This window comes from Mesorhizobium sp. M8A.F.Ca.ET.207.01.1.1 (assembly GCF_004794715.1).
In the GTDB taxonomy this organism is placed as follows: domain Bacteria; phylum Pseudomonadota; class Alphaproteobacteria; order Rhizobiales; family Rhizobiaceae; genus Mesorhizobium.
In genome coordinates, this window is record NZ_SRUS01000004.1 from 278,353 (window position 1) to 293,706 (window position 15,354).

General features: G+C 65.6%; 19 protein-coding genes. 11 read left to right on the forward strand and 8 right to left on the reverse strand.

Annotated elements, in window-relative coordinates:
* Window positions 1-50 precede the first annotated feature (50 nt).
* From EN850_RS13675 to EN850_RS13695, 5 genes are all read left to right on the forward strand, one after another.
* Window positions 51-611 carry a dienelactone hydrolase family protein gene (locus tag EN850_RS13675; RefSeq protein ID WP_136091511.1) on the forward strand — a complete coding sequence of 187 codons (561 nt, stop codon included), beginning with the start codon at window positions 51-53 and terminating at the stop codon, window positions 609-611.
* Window positions 612-877: 266 nt separating this feature from the next.
* A complete protein-coding gene (locus EN850_RS13680) occupies window positions 878-1,825 on the forward strand; it encodes a substrate-binding domain-containing protein (protein ID WP_127278840.1) in 948 nt (315 codons plus the stop codon).
* A 219-nt stretch (window positions 1,826-2,044) separates the two neighbouring features.
* Window positions 2,045-3,628, forward strand: coding sequence for a sugar ABC transporter ATP-binding protein (locus EN850_RS13685; protein WP_136091512.1), 1,584 nt, complete (start codon window positions 2,045-2,047; stop codon window positions 3,626-3,628).
* On the forward strand, window positions 3,625-4,641 hold the full coding sequence (locus tag EN850_RS13690; protein WP_136091513.1) for an ABC transporter permease: 1,017 nt from the start codon (window positions 3,625-3,627) through the stop codon (window positions 4,639-4,641). The genes EN850_RS13685 and EN850_RS13690 overlap by 4 nt, the downstream gene beginning before the upstream one ends.
* Before the next feature lie 115 nt (window positions 4,642-4,756).
* Window positions 4,757-6,091, forward strand: a complete 1,335-nt coding sequence (locus tag EN850_RS13695) for a hypothetical protein (RefSeq protein ID WP_136091514.1) — start codon at window positions 4,757-4,759, stop codon at window positions 6,089-6,091.
* A gap of 41 nt (window positions 6,092-6,132) precedes the next feature.
* Here EN850_RS13695 and EN850_RS13700 read toward each other — a convergent pair whose 3' ends face one another.
* The 4 genes from EN850_RS13700 to EN850_RS13715 all read right to left on the reverse strand — a co-directional run bounded on the left by EN850_RS13700 (window position 6,133) and on the right by EN850_RS13715 (window position 8,390).
* The gene (locus EN850_RS13700; RefSeq protein WP_136091515.1) at window positions 6,133-6,702 is read right to left on the reverse strand and encodes a hypothetical protein; all 570 of its coding nucleotides are present in this window, start codon (window positions 6,700-6,702) and stop codon (window positions 6,133-6,135) included.
* A complete protein-coding gene (locus EN850_RS13705) occupies window positions 6,699-7,319 on the reverse strand; it encodes a hypothetical protein (protein ID WP_127279000.1) in 621 nt (206 codons plus the stop codon). Before EN850_RS13705 ends, EN850_RS13700 begins: the two co-directional genes overlap by 4 nt.
* A complete protein-coding gene (locus EN850_RS13710) occupies window positions 7,316-7,927 on the reverse strand; it encodes a hypothetical protein (RefSeq protein ID WP_136091516.1) in 612 nt (203 codons plus the stop codon). The genes EN850_RS13705 and EN850_RS13710 overlap by 4 nt, the downstream gene beginning before the upstream one ends.
* 100 nt (window positions 7,928-8,027) lie before the next feature.
* Window positions 8,028-8,390 carry a hypothetical protein gene (locus tag EN850_RS13715; protein WP_136091517.1) on the reverse strand — a complete coding sequence of 121 codons (363 nt, stop codon included), beginning with the start codon at window positions 8,388-8,390 and terminating at the stop codon, window positions 8,028-8,030.
* A gap of 181 nt (window positions 8,391-8,571) precedes the next feature.
* Between EN850_RS13715 and EN850_RS13720 the strand changes: the two genes are divergently transcribed.
* A complete protein-coding gene (locus EN850_RS13720; RefSeq protein ID WP_136091701.1) occupies window positions 8,572-8,871 on the forward strand; it encodes a hypothetical protein in 300 nt (99 codons plus the stop codon).
* 370 nt (window positions 8,872-9,241) lie between these two features.
* Here the strand turns inward: EN850_RS13720 and EN850_RS13725 are convergent, their stop codons facing one another.
* Window positions 9,242-9,937 (reverse strand): helix-turn-helix transcriptional regulator, encoded by a 696-nt coding sequence (locus EN850_RS13725; protein ID WP_167531332.1) that lies wholly within the window; start codon window positions 9,935-9,937, stop codon window positions 9,242-9,244.
* A gap of 586 nt (window positions 9,938-10,523) precedes the next feature.
* On the opposite strand from EN850_RS13725, the gene EN850_RS13735 reads away from it, so the two are divergent.
* Window positions 10,524-11,150, forward strand: coding sequence for a GcrA family cell cycle regulator (locus EN850_RS13735; protein ID WP_136091518.1), 627 nt, complete (start codon window positions 10,524-10,526; stop codon window positions 11,148-11,150).
* 153 nt (window positions 11,151-11,303) lie between these two features.
* Here the strand turns inward: EN850_RS13735 and EN850_RS13740 are convergent, their stop codons facing one another.
* Together EN850_RS13740 and EN850_RS13745 are read right to left on the reverse strand one after the other, a co-directional pair.
* Window positions 11,304-11,666 (reverse strand): DUF982 domain-containing protein, encoded by a 363-nt coding sequence (locus tag EN850_RS13740; RefSeq protein WP_127280334.1) that lies wholly within the window; start codon window positions 11,664-11,666, stop codon window positions 11,304-11,306.
* Window positions 11,667-11,702: 36 nt separating this feature from the next.
* On the reverse strand, window positions 11,703-11,984 hold the full coding sequence (locus tag EN850_RS13745; RefSeq protein WP_136091519.1) for a DUF982 domain-containing protein: 282 nt from the start codon (window positions 11,982-11,984) through the stop codon (window positions 11,703-11,705).
* Between the two features lie 92 nt (window positions 11,985-12,076).
* Here EN850_RS13745 and EN850_RS13750 point away from each other — a divergent pair, with 92 nt between their 5' ends.
* From EN850_RS13750 to EN850_RS13765, 3 genes are all read left to right on the forward strand, one after another.
* Window positions 12,077-12,739 (forward strand): DUF1376 domain-containing protein, encoded by a 663-nt coding sequence (locus EN850_RS13750; protein ID WP_127870217.1) that lies wholly within the window; start codon window positions 12,077-12,079, stop codon window positions 12,737-12,739.
* Window positions 12,660-12,965, forward strand: a complete 306-nt coding sequence (locus tag EN850_RS13755) for a hypothetical protein (RefSeq protein WP_127280331.1) — start codon at window positions 12,660-12,662, stop codon at window positions 12,963-12,965. Before EN850_RS13750 ends, EN850_RS13755 begins: the two co-directional genes overlap by 80 nt.
* A gap of 239 nt (window positions 12,966-13,204) precedes the next feature.
* Entirely contained in the window at window positions 13,205-13,798 is a 594-nt protein-coding gene (locus EN850_RS13765; protein ID WP_136091520.1) for a DUF6456 domain-containing protein, read from the forward strand.
* Between the two features lie 82 nt (window positions 13,799-13,880).
* Here EN850_RS13765 and EN850_RS13770 read toward each other — a convergent pair whose 3' ends face one another.
* Window positions 13,881-14,201 carry a hypothetical protein gene (locus EN850_RS13770; protein WP_136091521.1) on the reverse strand — a complete coding sequence of 107 codons (321 nt, stop codon included), beginning with the start codon at window positions 14,199-14,201 and terminating at the stop codon, window positions 13,881-13,883.
* Window positions 14,202-14,414: 213 nt separating this feature from the next.
* Between EN850_RS13770 and EN850_RS13775 the strand changes: the two genes are divergently transcribed.
* A complete protein-coding gene (locus tag EN850_RS13775; protein ID WP_135930880.1) occupies window positions 14,415-15,275 on the forward strand; it encodes an NmrA family NAD(P)-binding protein in 861 nt (286 codons plus the stop codon).
* Window positions 15,276-15,354: the final 79 nt, after the last annotated feature.

Here is a 15,354-nt window from a genome sequence, read left to right on the forward strand (position 1 = left end):
CCAAGCCCCGGCAGGTAGCATGACGGGATTTCAGCGACCCGGACCAGAGCATGGCGAACATGATCCTGTTTCACTCGGTTCTTGGCCTGCGCCAGATCGAACGTGATCTTGCCGAGCGCGTCCGCGCCAGCGGCCATGCCGTCACGCTGCCAGACCTTTATCAGGGTGCGGCGACAGACGATCTCGATGAAGGTTTCGCGATCAAGGCACGGATCGGTTGGGATGCCATCTGCCTAAAGGCACGGGAGGCTTTGGCCTCGACGCCGGGCGATGCGGTGCTGGCCGGCATCTCGATAGGCGCCGGCGTGGTGGCGGAATTCTGGGCGTCGCGTCCGCTGGCCGCGGGTGTCCTTCTGTTGCATGGTTTGGCGACCTTGCCTGCGAACACGCGCCCGGGCCTGCCGGTTCAACTACATGTCGCGGACACCGATCCACTTTTCCCCGAGCCGGATGTCCGCGCCTGGCAGGAAAGCGCGGAGGCAGCGAGAGCGGATGTGCAGGTCTTCCGCTATCCAAACTCGGGACACTATTTTTCCGACCCGGCACTGCCCGACTATAATGGAACGGCCGCCGCGCAGCTTTGGAGCCGCACTTTGACGTTCCTGACATAGAAGGGCCTTCAGGCCCCAAGAATCCAAAATTCAGACAATTCCGACAAGTCGCTGTCCGGCTCTGTTATATCGATGTTGCACAAACGGTTGACCCTGGGTTAGCATCCTCTTGTTGACGCCGATCGGAGGAGTTTTGGCGGCGGTCAGCTGGAGCGGCATGCGTTCTTGGCGCAAGGAGGATGCTCCAACACTTTAACCGGCGCATGATCCTTCCTGAAACCGGTCCCGGTTTTTAGGGACAGTGCGCTTCTGTGGAGGAGGAACCCATGAACAGACGCGAATTCCTGATGACGTCCGTGGCCGCGGGCGCCATGATGCTGGCCGCACGCTCGGCTTTCGCCGAGGACAAACTCACCATTCTCGGCTCGGTGCCCAGTCTCGGCTTTCCGTTCTTCGTGCACATGCTGAACGAGATCAAGGCCGAAGCGCAGGCGCAAGGCGTCAACCTGACCGAGAGCGACGGCCAGAACTCGGCCACCAAGCAGACCGCCGACATCGAGGCGGCCCTGGTGCAGAAGGTCAACGCCATCGTCATCTCGCCGCTCGACGTCAACGCGCTGGCGCCAGCCATCGAGGAAGCGGTCAAGGCCGGCGTTCCCGTGGTGACGATCGACCGCCGCGTCGACGGTGTCCAGGGCATCCTTGCCCATGTCGGCGCCGACAATGTGAAGGGCGGCGAGGCGGAAGCGAGCGCCGTGGTGGCGGCATTCCCCAATGGCGCCAAGCTGTTCCACCTGCAGGGCCAGCCGGGCGCGGGTCCCGCGATCGACCGCAACAAGGGCGTGCACAATGTGCTCGATCCGCTGAAGGACAAGTACCAGATCATCTATGAGCAGACCGCCAACTTCGCCCGCGCCGAGGCGCTGACGGTGACGGAAGCCGGCCTTGCCGCCAACGGCAAGCCGGACGCCATCATCTGCGCCAATGACGACATGGCGCTGGGCGCGCTCGAAGCGTGCGCCGCGCGCAACTTCACCGACGTCAAGATCTACGGCTTCGACGCGCTGCCCGAAGCGCTGGTCGCCGTGCGCGACGGGAAGCTCGCCGGCACGGTCGAACAGTTCCCCGGCAAGCAGTCGCGCACCGCCGTGCAGATCGCGGTCGCCTACGCCAAGGACAAGACCGAGCCGAAGGAAAAGCTGGTACTGTTGACGCCCATCGTTATCGGCAAGGACAATTTGGATAAGGCGGAGCGTCTGAACGAGACGAAGTAGGCTGGATTGGTGAGGCCGGTGGGGCACGCCCCCCTCTGGCCTGCCGGCCATCTCCCCCACGAGGGGGGAGATCAGCAGCTTCTTTCGACCGCGCCTCTCTTGCAACGTTTGAGATTGGCGAAAGCCTTCACGACATCCAATCTCCCCCCTCGTGGGGGAGATGTCCGGTAGGACAGAGGGGGGCGTGCCCCGCTGCCTGCCGCAATCCGGGAGCCATCCTTGCCAGCTGAAGCCGCATCCCCCGTCCTGCTTGCCGTCGAAGGCGTCACCAAGCATTTCGCCGGCGTCACCGCGCTGAGCGATGTTTCGCTCGATGTCCATCCCGGCGAAATCCTCGGCCTGCTTGGCGAAAACGGCGCCGGAAAATCGACGCTGTTGAAAATCCTGTCCGGCGTCATGCCGCCGTCCAGCGGCCGCATCACCTTCGACGGCGCCGACTATCAGCCGGCGAGCCCGCAGGACGCCAAGCGGCTGGGCATCGTCACCATCTACCAGGAGCTCAGCCTGATCCCGACGCTGACCGTGGCGGAGAACATCTTCATCGGCCGCGCGCCGACCGGGCCGCTTGGCCTGGTGAGCTGGCGCAGGATGGAACAGGAGTCCCGCGCCATCATTGCCCGCGTCGGTCTTTCCATCGACCCGATGACGCCGGTGTCGGCGCTGTCGGTGGCCGAACAGCAACTGGTCGAGATCGCCCGCGCACTGTCGCTGAAAAGCCGGCTGATCATCATGGACGAACCGACCTCGGCGCTGACCGAGACCGAGGTGCAGCGGCTGCTGTCGATCATGGACCGGCTGCGCAAGGACAAGGTCGCGATCATGTTCGTCACCCACCGGCTGGAGGAGGCATCCGCCATCTGCGACCGCATGACGGTGCTGCGCGACGGCAGGCTGGCGGGGCATCTCGACCGTCAGGGCGGGCCGATCAAGCTGCCCGCCATCATCGAGAAGATGGTCGGCCGCGCCGCTTCCGAACTTTACGCGCGGCCCGCCCAACGCGCGGTGGCCGGCGATGTGGTGCTGTCCGTCCGGGGCTTGCGCACCGTGCGCGACCCCGAGGCGCCGCATGCCATCGTGCTCGACGGCGTCGACATCGACCTCAAGGCCGGCGAGATACTCGGCGTTGCCGGGCTCGTCGGCTCGGGCCGCACGGAGCTCGCCCGCGCCATTTTCGGCGCCGACCGCATCGCGGCGGGCACGATCACGCTCGACGGCAAGGAAATAGCACCCGCATCGCCGGCCGACGCCATCAAGCTCGGCATCGGCCTGGTGCCGGAGGACCGCAAACACCAGGCGATCTTCGCCGCGCTCGGCATCCTGCCGAATTTCTCCGTCGCCTCGCTTGGGCGCTTCAGCAACGGCTTCGGCTTCATGGCCGAGCGGCGCGAGCGCGACGCGCTGTCGGGTTTCCGCAAAATGCTGTCGATCCGCATGGCTTCGGCCGAACAGGCGATCGAGGGCCTGTCGGGCGGCAACCAGCAGAAGGTGATCCTGGCGCGCTGGCTGGCGCGCGACCCGAAGGTGCTGATCGTCGACGAGCCGACGCGCGGCGTCGATGTCGGCGCCAAGGCGGAGGTGCACCAGATCCTGGTGCAACTGGCGGCGCGGGGCATCGCGGTGATGATGATCTCGTCCGAACTGCCCGAGGTGCTGGCGGTGTCGGACCGCATCGTCACCATGCGCAAGGGCCGCATCACCGGGCAGATGCCGGGCGTCGAGGCAAACGAGGAAAGACTGATGGAATTGATGGCGCTCGACAGGCAGGATACGCCGGCACAGGACGCGGGGGGGCAGGCACGATGAGCATCGCCGAGGAGCAGAACCAGCGCGGCGGCGTGACGATCGCGCGGCTTTTGATGAGCTTCGGGCCGCTGCTGTTCCTGGCCGCCCTCGTCGTCGTCTTCACCGTGCTGAAGCCGAGCTTCATCGACCCGATCAACCTGTTCAACATCACGCGCCAGATCTCGATCACCGGGCTGATCGCGCTCGGCATGACCTTCGTCATCCTCACCGCCGGCATCGATCTTTCGGTCGGCTCGCTGCTCGCCTTCTGCGGCATGGTGGCGGCCGTGGTCGCCAAGGGCGGCACCGCCAACACGCTGTCGCTGTCGACATCAGGCACGCAGGGCTATGGCTGGTTCGCGGCGCTGCTGGCCGCCGTCGTGGTCGGCGCTCTCGCCGGCGGCGTGCAGGGGTTCGCCATCACGAGGCTGAAAGTACCGCCCTTCGTCGTCACGCTGGGCGGGCTGACGGTGTTTCGCGGGCTGACGCTGACCATCTCCAATGGCGGCCCGATCTCCGGCTTCGATGCCTCCATGCGCTGGTTCGGCACGGGGCTGATCGGCCCGGTTCCGGTGCCGGCGCTGATCTTCGCCAGCGCCGCCATATTGTGCCACATCGTGCTGCGCTACACCCGCTATGGCCGTGCCGTCTACGCCGTCGGCGGCAATGCCGAGGCGGCACGGCTGTCGGGCCTGCGCGTCGACCGCATCCTGGTCTCGGTCTATGTCATCGTCGGCTTCTTCGCCGGGCTCGCCGCCTTCGTGCTGTCGGCCAGGCTGAATTCTTCCGAAGCGGTCGCCGGCATCGGCTACGAGCTGACGGTGATCTCGGCCGTCGTCATCGGCGGCACCTCGCTGTTCGGCGGCATCGGCTCGGTCGGCGGCACGGTGGTGGGGGCTGCCCTGATCGGCGTGCTGCAGAACGGGCTGCAGTTCAACAACGTGTCGTCCTACACGCAAAGCATCGTCATCGGCCTGATCCTGATCCTGGCGGTGGCGTTCGACCGCTGGCTGAAGTCGCGGGTGAGACGGTAGGGGTGCGCGGCACCATGGCCGCGTGCAGCGGATGCGCGGCCAGTTCCCGGCCCGGTTGCAAAACATCGGCGCCTTGCTAGAAAGGCTTGGGCGGGTGGCGTCATGAGGGATGCTCATGGTTGCCGACATCATCAGGCCGATCAGCTTGAGTTTTTCGCTGCTGCGGCGCTTCTGGCCGCAGCTCGTGGCGCTGGTGCTGGCCGGGGTGCTGACCGGCGATCTCCTCCTGCAACTGGCGGCCAAGGTGGCGCTCGCCAACCATTTCGCCGGGCTTGCCATGCTCACTTTGGTGGCGCTGGCGCAGCTGGTGGTGACGGTGGCGATGTTCCATGTGCTGCGGCCGGGCCTGCCCAATGTGCTGGCCGCGCAGCGCGGCGCGGACAAGGCCGCCGAGAGCAAAGTCGCCGGCAAGGAGACGAGCGATGCAGACCGGCGCGGCTCGCGGCTGGTGCGCATGATCACCATCGCGCTGCTGCCGTTCTTCGCCTACTACGCCGCCTGGGGATTTCTTGGCGATATCGTGCGGCAGTATTCGCGTGCCTCGCTCGACCAGGCCGGTTTCGGCCAGAGCGGCAATGTGCTCGACGTGCTCGATTCGCGCTGGCTGCTGATTTCGGTCGCCGTTTCCTGGCTGATCCGCCGGCTGGCCAAATTCATGCAGACGAAGACGACAGCAACGTCGTTCTGGCAGATCGTCGTGGTGATCTGCGAGACCAACTGGATCTTCGTCGGCCTCTACGTCATCAGCCGCTGGAAGGACAGCGCGCTGCAATGGCTGATGAGCCGCAATTTCTGGTCCGTGCTGCAGGCGTCCATCGATGGGCTGGCGAGCCCGGTTCCGGTCGCGACGGCCGCACCAGTGGTGACGGCGGCGAGCGCCGCACCAGTGGTGCCGGTCGAGATCACCTCGATCGCGGCCTCGACGGTGGCGGTCAATCTGTTCTTCTACATGCTTTTGCCACTGATCTGGCTGGTCATGGCGGCGCTGATCTACGGCTATGAGGTGCGCGACGACGCGGCGCTGATGCGGGTCAACGGCCGCGTCGAACGGTTCGGCCAGCGCTATGCCGGACTGCCGAAATTCCTGCGCGACTTCGTCGAGCATTTCATCGCCGGCTACCGTTCGCGCTACCTGCCGATCGCCAATGGCGTGCGGCTGACGGTGAGTTCCAGCCTGTTGCTGCTGTGCACGCTGATCGTCGGCTACCGCCTGCTCGACTGGGGCGCCGCCTGGCTGTGGCTTGGCGCGACAAGGCTGATCGGCCCGCACGAGCTCGACGTCTGGCAGATCCTTTCGCATGGGGTGACGCTGCTGTTCGGCAGTCCCTTCCAGGATTCCTCCACCGGCATCCTGATCGAGCCGATCAGGATCTGTTTTCTCGCCGCCGTGCTGGAGACGGCGTTCTCGCTGTCGAAGGGGGCGGGGACGGTAATGGCTGACGCGGCGTAGAAGAGCGTTCTTCTCCCCGTATAGTGACGGGGAGAAAGTAGCTATTTCGGCGGCCTTTGAAAACGCAGGTACCACGGCCGCTCGCTGCCCAGGCCGACGGCCGGGCGGATGGTTTTCACCGCGTCCTCGGGCACGATGAAAGTGTCGCCGATGGTGATGACGTCGCCTTTCCTGGCGCCGGAGAAGATCGCCTGGGCGCAGGTCGTCACGCCGTCGGGCAGGCTGACGCCGCTGATGAAATTGGGCATCCAGCGGCGCCCGGCGGCGTCGGTCAGCATCAGCTTGCAGCCCAGCCAGTGTTTCCGCAGGTCCGGATCGCCGATGGTCACGGTGAAGTTGGCGATGACGGCCAAGGCATGGTCGGGCAGGCGGCCGGCCTTGCCGCCGCGCAAATCGGCCAGTTTCCAGCCGCTGCCGCCGAACGGCACGGCCTGGCCGAACTCGACATCCCTGGCGATGAGGTCCTCGTCATGCAGCCATTCGCGGACGCTGTCATAACTGGTCTCGGCCAGTGTCAGCGGCAGCAGGATGGCGAGCGCCAACAAGCCGCCCCGGCGCCATTTTCGCTCGGCTTGCGGGTCGACGGCCCGTTCCGTCGAAACGGCGCTCATGTCTTGCCCTGCGGTGTCTGGCCCTGCGATGTCTGGCCCGGCGCGGCATCGAGGTCGAATTCCGGCAGGATGTCGGACGGCTGGCCGTCAGCGCCGGTCGGCAGCGCATCGAGGCTGATGCGGGCCTGCGCGTCGAGCGGGCCGAACTGGCGCGCGGCGATCAGCAGCCTGGCGCCGCGGATCTGGTCCGATGGCACTTCGAAGACGAACAGGCCGCGTTTGTCCAGGCCCGGATCGACGCCGTGCGGCGGCATGTCCTGGCGGTAGCCCAGCCGCTCCGTCTGGTGATAGCGCAACCCGGTCGGGCCTTGCCAGGTGCCGTCGGCCACCGCCGTGGAAGCGCCGGTCGCGGTGAGGTTTGTCGTCGCCACCACCCACAGGCCGCTGGTCGTCAAAAGCTTTTCCTGGCCGAACTGGCTGGCCTTGAGCTGGCGCGCGAAGATCACCTTGTCGAGCCGGACAGCGAAGCTGCGCGCGCGCACCGTGTCGTGCATGGCGCCATCGATGGGAATTGGTGCGGTGAGGTCGGCATAATGCGGCTTCGTTACCTGCATGCCGTAGCTCAGCGCCACGGTCGCGCAAAGGACCGCCAGATTGCCAAGCACGCGTATCCTCATGAGCCGCTCCCCGGCTGCCCGATCGCCGGCTGCCCAGTCGCCGACAGGTCGGTGACCGGCAAGGTGACGGTGCCGAGCCGGTAGGGATTGTACCAGCCGGGCGTGCCATGGAGATTGTCGCGCGGCTTGAAGATCTCGGCGGTGACGCCGAAGGCGAGATTTGCCGGCACGGTGGCGTCGCCGGCAAGCGGCCAGACATAGGCCATGCGCTCGGTCATCCCCGGATGCAGTTCCGGCGTCATCGTGGAATCGCGTGTCAGCACGATCATCGGCGAGGGGTCGGGCAGGATAATGCCGTCCGGCGTGAAGACGTTGAAATAGCCCTTGTCGGATTGCGCGGTGCGGTTGGTCATGTCGACTTCCAGCACCAGCACCTTCTGGCCTGGCTTCAACGGCACGCCATGGACCCCGGCATGGCTGACATAGGCCCGCACCGGTTGCAGGCGCCAGCGCCCGGCCTCGATGACAGCGTCTGGCGGCAATTGTGGTGGTCCATGGGCCGGCAGGGCGCCGAACGCCCCCATCAGGCCGGCGACGAACAAGGCGGCGATGGTTCCGGCGCCGGCCGTTATCCAGGTCTGAACCTTTGAGCGGGCAGTCTTGAACATTCCAAACCATGCACGTCGAACGAACAGCCACCCACCCGCAATCTAGGAAGAAAAGGCAGGGATTGGAACCCGCAAATGGCCGGTCCAACCGTGCCGAGCCTCAGGCTGCTTCGAGCGCCCAGAGATGATGGCCGTAGCGACGGAAGAAGCGCGCGACGAGACGCTGCTCTTTCGCCCTGGCGAGATCGGGCAGGCGCCGTTCCTGGCGCCAGCGCGGCATGTTGCGCCAGCCGGCGATGAAACGGGCAGCATCCTCGATGGCTTCATGCGCCGACAGCGCCGGGCCGATCGCGGCCAGGAACAGATGCTCCGACTGCTTCATTTCGTCGATGACGGCCTTGCGCCTGAAATGATCGAGACGGGCTTGCGCGATGCCGTTGCGGCGGATCGCCTCGAAGGCTTCGAGCAAGGCGGGACTGTCGCCGGTGTAACCGCAGGCGCGGGCGAAATCGGCGGCATCCATTCTTGCTCCCGCATCCAGGCGCGGGTCATTCCACGCCGACTCACATATGCAAGGTGTATATAAGCATAACTCAAAAAGACATAAAAGAAAGACTTTTGGAGGAGTTTGGAAACTGCGACTCGACTCCCGCTTCAAAACACGGGAAGATAGGAACAAATCAGAAACAAAAGGACAGGGGATGATGGCGTTGCCGGGCAGGGAAGCAGTGATCGCGCAGGTCGCCTCGCTGTCGGTCGAGTGCGCCGATTGCGGCCGCAACAGGTGGTGGCGGCCCGATCAGTTGAAGCGCTTCGGGGTCAACGGGAACACGCCGCTGGCCGCGTTGTCGGGGCGCATCGTCTGCTCGGCCTGCCGTGCCGACGGACTGCCGGGCACGGCGATCTCGATCCAGGCAGCGCTCATCGACGAGCGCCAGCGCGTGCGCAGCGAGGCACGGATGCTGGGCGATCGTGAGGTGCTGGTGGAGGCGAGGCGGGCTTGAGCAAAGGACGTGCCGTCATGGACGATTTCGCCAACATTGTGACGCGATGCGGCAACCCAGCCCCTTCTCCCCGTCACTATACGGGGAGAAGGTGCCGGCAGGCGGATGAGGGGCGGCGCTGATTTGGCGGAATTGAACTTCTATTCTGATGGTGCGAGGGAGTTTGCAAGCTTGATCGTTTTCTTTGAGGTGGCATTCGAGACGCCACTTGCCGAAATCTTGGTGCTGCCCCTCATTGTCCTGCCGGACATTTCTCCCCGTATAGAGACGGGGAGAAAGTAAGCTGTTGCGGATGGTTTCGCCAAATATCAACGGTTAAGAACGCCGGCGTGCCGGTGAGGGCGGCCTGGATCCGGAAAGGCAGGCGCTCCTAATACCCCAGCAGTTCCTTCAGCGGGATGACGCGCCAGACCTGCTTGATGGCGTAGCGGTTGAAGGTCAGCGTCTTGGGCGGATTGTACTGCTCGACCACCAGCTCGCCCGCCGTGCGCCGGACCAGTTTCTTGATGAAGGCCTTGCCGTTCTTCTCGTTCTCCTCCGGAAAGGTCTCGATCACGACATGGTCGCCCGGCACCGCGTCGCGGCCGCCGCAATAGATCATGTCGCCGGGTTCATAACGCGGCACCATGGAATCCGAGAGCACGTGCAGCGCGAACACTTTCGGCAGGTTGCGGACTCCCGGCGGACGCTGGACGTATCCTGCCGGTTCGCCGTTGAAGGTGAAGTCGCCGTCATCACCGCCGACGGCGGCGCCCAGCACCGGAATATCCATCGCTCCGGCCGGCAGGGGGCCGGCATCGGTGACGATCTCGGCGTCCGCCACCGGGCCGGCATCGTCGAGGAAGACGACCTGCCCTTGGCCCAGCGCCACGGGGTCGACACGCAGGAAGGCGGCGGTCTTCAACAGGTTCTCGGTCTTGGGCAGGTTGCGCCCGGTTTCCCAGTTGCCGACGGCGGCGACATCGGTGTCGTTGTGCTCGGCGATGTGGCGCATGACCAGGCCGCGCTGCTTGCGTGCCTGGCGGATCGCGGCTCCGACCCTGATCGACAGTTGCGTTTTCACCATGGCCTCATGTGACCGACAAGTCCTGCTTTCGTCCATGAAAGATTGGCTTGCATCAATTTTTGAGTTATGCTTATATCACCTCATGCAAAAGCTCAACCCCCTCAGAGTCGACAACGCCTCCGGCCCGGCCTTGCCGGGCGCCGCCCTTTCCCTTCCGTCCCGGCTGTCCTCCTCCCCGGCCGGGGCGAAGCGCGAAGCCGATTGCCTTGACGCATCGGCCTCGCGTCCGGTCCGCCCTTCAGCGGCGGCCGGAACGGCCGGAGCCGCCGCTCCCCGCGGCTCCGGCCCCCCATTCGACGCGGCCGCCGGGTGTTTCCTGATCCGCACGCAGGACCGCACCGTCATCGCCGACGAGCCGACGACGGGCAGGGCGGTTTCCGCCCCCGACAGGGACACTGCGCGGGCGCGGCTTGGGCGCCTTGACGCGCCCGTCGACCGGCTGGGCTGAAAGCAGCCCTTCCACAAGCAATCCCCGCGGCCGACAGGCCGGACCACGGCCGGCAGTCCCATCGCGGCTGTGGGCAAACCCGACGCTTGCCTGACGGCGCCGTTCGCGGCGGCCGCTGGCCGCGCAATGGAGACCGACATGGCAAGCTATAGCGACGGCGAATTGCAGGCGATTGCCGGCTGGCTGAAGGACGGGCTTTCGGCCTCGAGGATTGCGGCGGCGTTCAGCGTACAGCGCGGCGCGCGCGTATCGCGCAACGCCATTATCGGCATCGTCCACCGCAACGCCATGCTTGGCGCGATCGGCTTTGCTAATGGCAAGGGCCTGGCGGCGCGCACGGCGATGGCCAAGGCGGCGAGTCGCGCCGCCAAGGCGGAAACCAGCCGTGCCGGCGCCACCCCGCAGCCGGCCAAACCCGCCATGCGGCCGAAGCGGGCTCCTTCGCCCGTCCGGCCGAGGCTTTTCCAGCGCGAGGCGGGCGTGCTGATCGCCGATGGGCAAACCTACCGTTTCAAGGTACCCGCGCCGCCACGCGGTGCCATCGGCCGGCAGCCGCATGGCGTGGCCATGCGCTTCATCGACTGCCTGTTCAACCGCTGCCGCGCGCCGCTCGACCTGACGCTGGAGGACGATCCTCGAAATGATGCGCCCGGCGGGCGGCCTGGCCAGGAGATGCTGTGCTGCGGCATGCGCACCAGGGCGATGAAAAGCTACTGCACCTACCATCAGGCGCGCTTCCAGCGCCGTGTTTGCGAGGCCGGCTGAAGGGTTGATCCCTTCTCCCCGGTCACGGGGAGGAGGTGCCGCAGGCGGATGAGGGCGGCGCCGACATAATGTAATTGGAGCTTCAGCGGGCGCCAAAAGGACGCTCCGCGAAATATTGGGAGAATTGCCTTGAACAGCTATCGCGCGGCACCGCTATTTCGGCACCTGGCGGCCCTGTTTGGGCTGGCGGCTCTGCACGGTGCGCGGCTCCAGCACCATCCCCGGGCCGCCTCCGGCAACCAGGATGCCGGTAACGCGGGCAAAACCGGTGAACACTTTGATCGCGTCGGATTGCGAGATCTGCGCCGCGATGGCCGCGCTGCAGGCGTTGAGCGCGCTGCGATAGACATGGCCCCGCCGCTCGATCGGCCAGCGCTGCAGGAAATCGGCGGCGTCGCTGACGGTCTCGATCTCCTCGACATGCCCGTCCAGGGACACTTTGAGCGGCACTCCGGTTTTCATCGTACCCACGGCGTTCACCTTCGGTCCAGGCGCGGCTTTCAAGCCGACGCTCATAAACGCACAAGGCTGGCAGGCGGTTGCATCGCCGTCTCAGGGGCTCGCAGCGGCGTCGAGCCATTCATGCGCGCGGCTTCTTGGCTTGGCCACCAATATGCCCTGTTGCCTGGCCGCCTCGCGGAAGGCTTCGAAGGCGGGGCGCGGACAGCAAGTGCCCTCGACAGCGAGCCTGACAAGCCGTGCCGCCTCGAGATAGGCCGGCGCGGTCTTGTCGGGCCATTGGTGACGAAGCGCGGTCGCCGCGTCGGCCACCGAGCCGACCAGCATGGTCTTGTTGTCGCAGAAACGCAGGGTCAGCGGCATGAAGGCCGTCATCGGCAGTCCTCTCCTTGGTTTGGACGCGTCACAACGTCCGGACCGGGGGCTGGTTCCATTAGCGCGGCTGGAAGCACGGCACGGAGCCCGGCATGAGCGAACGGCCTTTCATGCAGCTCTACGTCTCCGATTTCGTCGGCGACACGTTGCAGCTCTCGACCGAGCAGATCGGCGCCTACATGCTGCTTCTGATGGCAATGTGGAATGCCGGCGGGAGCTTGCCCGACGACGACGCCAGGCTGGCGCGCGTGGCGCGCCTGTCTTTGAAACGATGGCGGGCGATCAGCGCCGAGCTGCTGGCCTTCTTCGAGCGCGAGGGTGGCGAGATCGGCCACGGGAGGCTGACGAAGGAGCTGCGCAAGGCGCGGCTGAAGAGCGAGGCGAGGGCGGCCGCCGGCGCGCGCGGCGGAGCCGCCACCGCCTTGAAAACAAAGGCGCATGCCAGGGCAAATGCCGATGTTTTGGCGCGGCATTCTCCAGAGTCCAGAAACCAGATGGAAAAAGCTTCCGCTTTTTCAGCGCGCGGGGCGCGCGAAGGACCGGGGATTTCGATTGGGGGCCGTGAGGCGGCTTCGGGATCGCGCGGCCCGGGCCAGCGCAAAAAACCGCAGGGCTGGATCAGGCCGAAGACCCACAGCGACGCCGCCAATGCCATCATCGAGGAGATCCGCGGATATGACCACGGCCGAACTGCAGCAGGCGACGAAGGCGCTGGCGGCACTGTTCTCCTGCTTCCCGCAATCCGCCCTGACTGATGTCGAGATGCAGCTGCGCGGCTATCTCGGCGCCGTCAGGGATGCCGAGCTGGCCGATCTGCAGGCCGCCATCCAGCGCTTCGTGCGCGGCGAGGTGAGGAGCGGAAACGCGCAGTTCTGTCCTTCGAGCGCGCAGCTCTGCATCGAAGTGCGCGAGCGCAAGGTGATGCGGGAACTGCTGGCGCGTCGGGGTGGGCAAGCGCCGGCAAAACAGTTGACGGGATGATCATATCCGACAGGTCCGAGGGACAGCGCCCCCCTCTGGCCTGCCGGCCATCTCCCCCTCTTGGGGGAGATCGGATGTCGCTACTGCTTTCGCCGATCTCCGGCGTAGCAGGAAAAGCGGTACCGACGACGCAGCCAATCTCCCCCCAAGAGGGGGAGATGCCCGGCAGGGCAGAGGGGGGCGCGAAGGATCGCGACCTCTCTTGGAAAACACACCCCGACCCCCAAAAAGGAGCACCCATGCCCAAGAAAACCAAACCCGCCAAACCGCAGGCGCCGAAGCTGCCGAAGGGCGAGGCCGAGCAGGTGCGCATCCGCCGCGAGGTCGGTCATGATTTCGCGCTAAGGGACGATGCCTTCGGTCGCAAGCGGCTGACATCCGGCACGGCGGAGGCGCGTCGCGTCTACGAGGTGTCGAATAACGGCCACACGTCCACCGGCGGCATCGTGCGGGTGCGCAATGTCGATCCGCTTCTCGGCATCACCTCGCTGTCGCGCCAGCAGCGCGAGGCCGGCCTGCGCTACCGCGAGCATTTCCGGTGCAGCCAGCAGGCCGATATCAAGCCGATGCGCTGGATGGAGCGCGTTGACGGCGGCCGCGCTGGCGGCGGCATCGCCGACAGCGTGCTCAACGCCGGCCGCGCGCACGCCGCCGCGACACGGGCGCTCGGCCATTGGGACGTGGCGGCAATCGTGCAAAAGGTCGTGTGCCTGGAACAGCCGGTGAAGACCGTGGCCGAGCAGGATGGCGACGGACGCGATGTGGTGACGAAGCTCTTGAAGGTGGGGCTGGATCTGCTGGCCGTGCACTATGGAATGATGATGGGGCGCTAGCACCGCCCGGCCAGCGATGCGTACCGGCAAATTCGCAATGTTTATCCGGCCGGTCAGATGCCGGCCGGATCAGTTTGAACGGTCAATAGCGGCAGACGCGCACTCGCTCGATCACGCGGTGGTGATGCCGCCAATGCTTCACCAACTCGGTTTGGCAACGATGATGGTACATGCCGTAGTAGCGCGGCCGATAGCCGTCGTTATACATGTTGTAACGGTAGTGGTTGCGGCCGTAATACGGGCCATAGTCGGAGTAGTCGCGATAGTAGCGATGTCTGGGAACGTAGTAATCGTCATCATAGCCGTTCCCGATGCCGAGCGTGATGCTGGAGGCATTGGCGGGAGCGATTACCGCCACCGCCGAAGCGACTGCTATCACCGATGCAAGCAAGAGTTTTTTCATGACAACCTCCTCTGTAAGGTGTGTCTAATAAACGCCGGGGACGCGACCCTGTTCCCATAAATCGGTGGATCGATGGGTTCGCACCCTATGTCGTGGCGGCGGAAGCACCTCTCGCGGAGCTTGGCCGCACCTGTCAGCATGGTGAGGCACATTTTGAACCTCGGCCGCCACTATCCATTTCCCCTATATGCAACCAGGAAGGGAGATTGGACCATGAATATCATTCTTGGCGGTACCGGGCGTGTCGGCTCGGCGACGGCAGCGACGCTCCTGCGGCTGGGCGAACCGGTCACGGTGGTGACGCGCGACGAGGCCAAGGCGGCGGCTTTGGCCGCGCAAGGCGCCGAGGTGGCAGTGGCCGACGTGCTTGATGTCGAGGCGCTGCGTGGCGTGTTCAGGCGCGGCACAAGGGCATTCCTGCTCAATCCGCCTGCCGATCCTTCGACCGACACGGATGCCCAGGAGCGCAGGACGGTGGCGGCGATCGCCGCGGCGCTGGAAGGTTCGGGGCTCGAGAAGGTCGTGGCGGAATCGACCTATGGCGCACGGGCCGGCGAACGCACCGGCGACCTGACCATCCTGCATGGGCTGGAAGAAAAGCTGCATCGTCAGCCCATCGCGGCCAGCATTATCCGCGCCGCCTATTACATGAGCAACTGGGATGCCTCGCTGGAGACCGCCAGGCGTGACGGCGTGGTCAACACGCTTCTCCCGGCGGATTTCGAACTGCCGATGGTGGCGCCACGCGACCTCGGCGAAGCGGCGGCGCGCTTGTTGATGGAGCCGCTGGAAAAAAACGGCCTGCATCATGTCGAAGGACCGTCGCGTTACACGGCCAGGGATGTCGCCGCGGCCTTTGGCGAGGCGCTCGGCAGGCAGGTCAGCGTGGTCTCGGCGCCACGCGAGCGTTGGGTGGACGCGTTCGAGGACATGGGGTTTTCGCCTGAAGCCGCGCAATCCTATGCGCGCATGACGGAGGTAACGGTCGACGACACCTATGATCCGCCGACCAGGCCGGAGCGCGGGAAGGTGACGCTGGAGCGATATGTGGCTGATTTGGTGGGGGCTGGCTGATTTGGCACGGGCCGGTTGAATGAGCAAAGGACAAACGCCGCGCCTGCCGGCACCTCCTCCCCGTGAACGGGGAGAAGGG

What these genes read in the sequence shown, in the direction of transcription:
- EN850_RS13675 (WP_136091511.1), top strand. Translation starts at nt 51, where the DNA reads ATGGCGAACATGATCCTGTTTCACTCGGTTCTTGGCCTGCGCCAGATC.
- EN850_RS13680 (WP_127278840.1), top strand. Translation starts at nt 878, where the DNA reads ATGAACAGACGCGAATTCCTGATGACGTCCGTGGCCGCGGGCGCCATG.
- EN850_RS13690 (WP_136091513.1), top strand. Translation starts at nt 3,625, where the DNA reads ATGAGCATCGCCGAGGAGCAGAACCAGCGCGGCGGCGTGACGATCGCG.
- EN850_RS13695 (WP_136091514.1), top strand. Translation starts at nt 4,757, where the DNA reads ATGGTTGCCGACATCATCAGGCCGATCAGCTTGAGTTTTTCGCTGCTG.
- EN850_RS13700 (WP_136091515.1), bottom strand. Translation starts at nt 6,702, where the DNA reads ATGAGCGCCGTTTCGACGGAACGGGCCGTCGACCCGCAAGCCGAGCGA.
- EN850_RS13705 (WP_127279000.1), bottom strand. Translation starts at nt 7,319, where the DNA reads ATGAGGATACGCGTGCTTGGCAATCTGGCGGTCCTTTGCGCGACCGTG.
- EN850_RS13710 (WP_136091516.1), bottom strand. Translation starts at nt 7,927, where the DNA reads ATGTTCAAGACTGCCCGCTCAAAGGTTCAGACCTGGATAACGGCCGGC.
- EN850_RS13715 (WP_136091517.1), bottom strand. Translation starts at nt 8,390, where the DNA reads ATGGATGCCGCCGATTTCGCCCGCGCCTGCGGTTACACCGGCGACAGT.
- EN850_RS13720 (WP_136091701.1), top strand. Translation starts at nt 8,572, where the DNA reads ATGGCGTTGCCGGGCAGGGAAGCAGTGATCGCGCAGGTCGCCTCGCTG.
- EN850_RS13725 (WP_167531332.1), bottom strand. Translation starts at nt 9,937, where the DNA reads ATGGTGAAAACGCAACTGTCGATCAGGGTCGGAGCCGCGATCCGCCAG.
- EN850_RS13735 (WP_136091518.1), top strand. Translation starts at nt 10,524, where the DNA reads ATGGCAAGCTATAGCGACGGCGAATTGCAGGCGATTGCCGGCTGGCTG.
- EN850_RS13740 (WP_127280334.1), bottom strand. Translation starts at nt 11,666, where the DNA reads ATGAGCGTCGGCTTGAAAGCCGCGCCTGGACCGAAGGTGAACGCCGTG.
- EN850_RS13745 (WP_136091519.1), bottom strand. Translation starts at nt 11,984, where the DNA reads ATGACGGCCTTCATGCCGCTGACCCTGCGTTTCTGCGACAACAAGACC.
- EN850_RS13750 (WP_127870217.1), top strand. Translation starts at nt 12,077, where the DNA reads ATGAGCGAACGGCCTTTCATGCAGCTCTACGTCTCCGATTTCGTCGGC.
- EN850_RS13755 (WP_127280331.1), top strand. Translation starts at nt 12,660, where the DNA reads ATGACCACGGCCGAACTGCAGCAGGCGACGAAGGCGCTGGCGGCACTG.
- EN850_RS13765 (WP_136091520.1), top strand. Translation starts at nt 13,205, where the DNA reads ATGCCCAAGAAAACCAAACCCGCCAAACCGCAGGCGCCGAAGCTGCCG.
- EN850_RS13770 (WP_136091521.1), bottom strand. Translation starts at nt 14,201, where the DNA reads ATGAAAAAACTCTTGCTTGCATCGGTGATAGCAGTCGCTTCGGCGGTG.
- EN850_RS13775 (WP_135930880.1), top strand. Translation starts at nt 14,415, where the DNA reads ATGAATATCATTCTTGGCGGTACCGGGCGTGTCGGCTCGGCGACGGCA.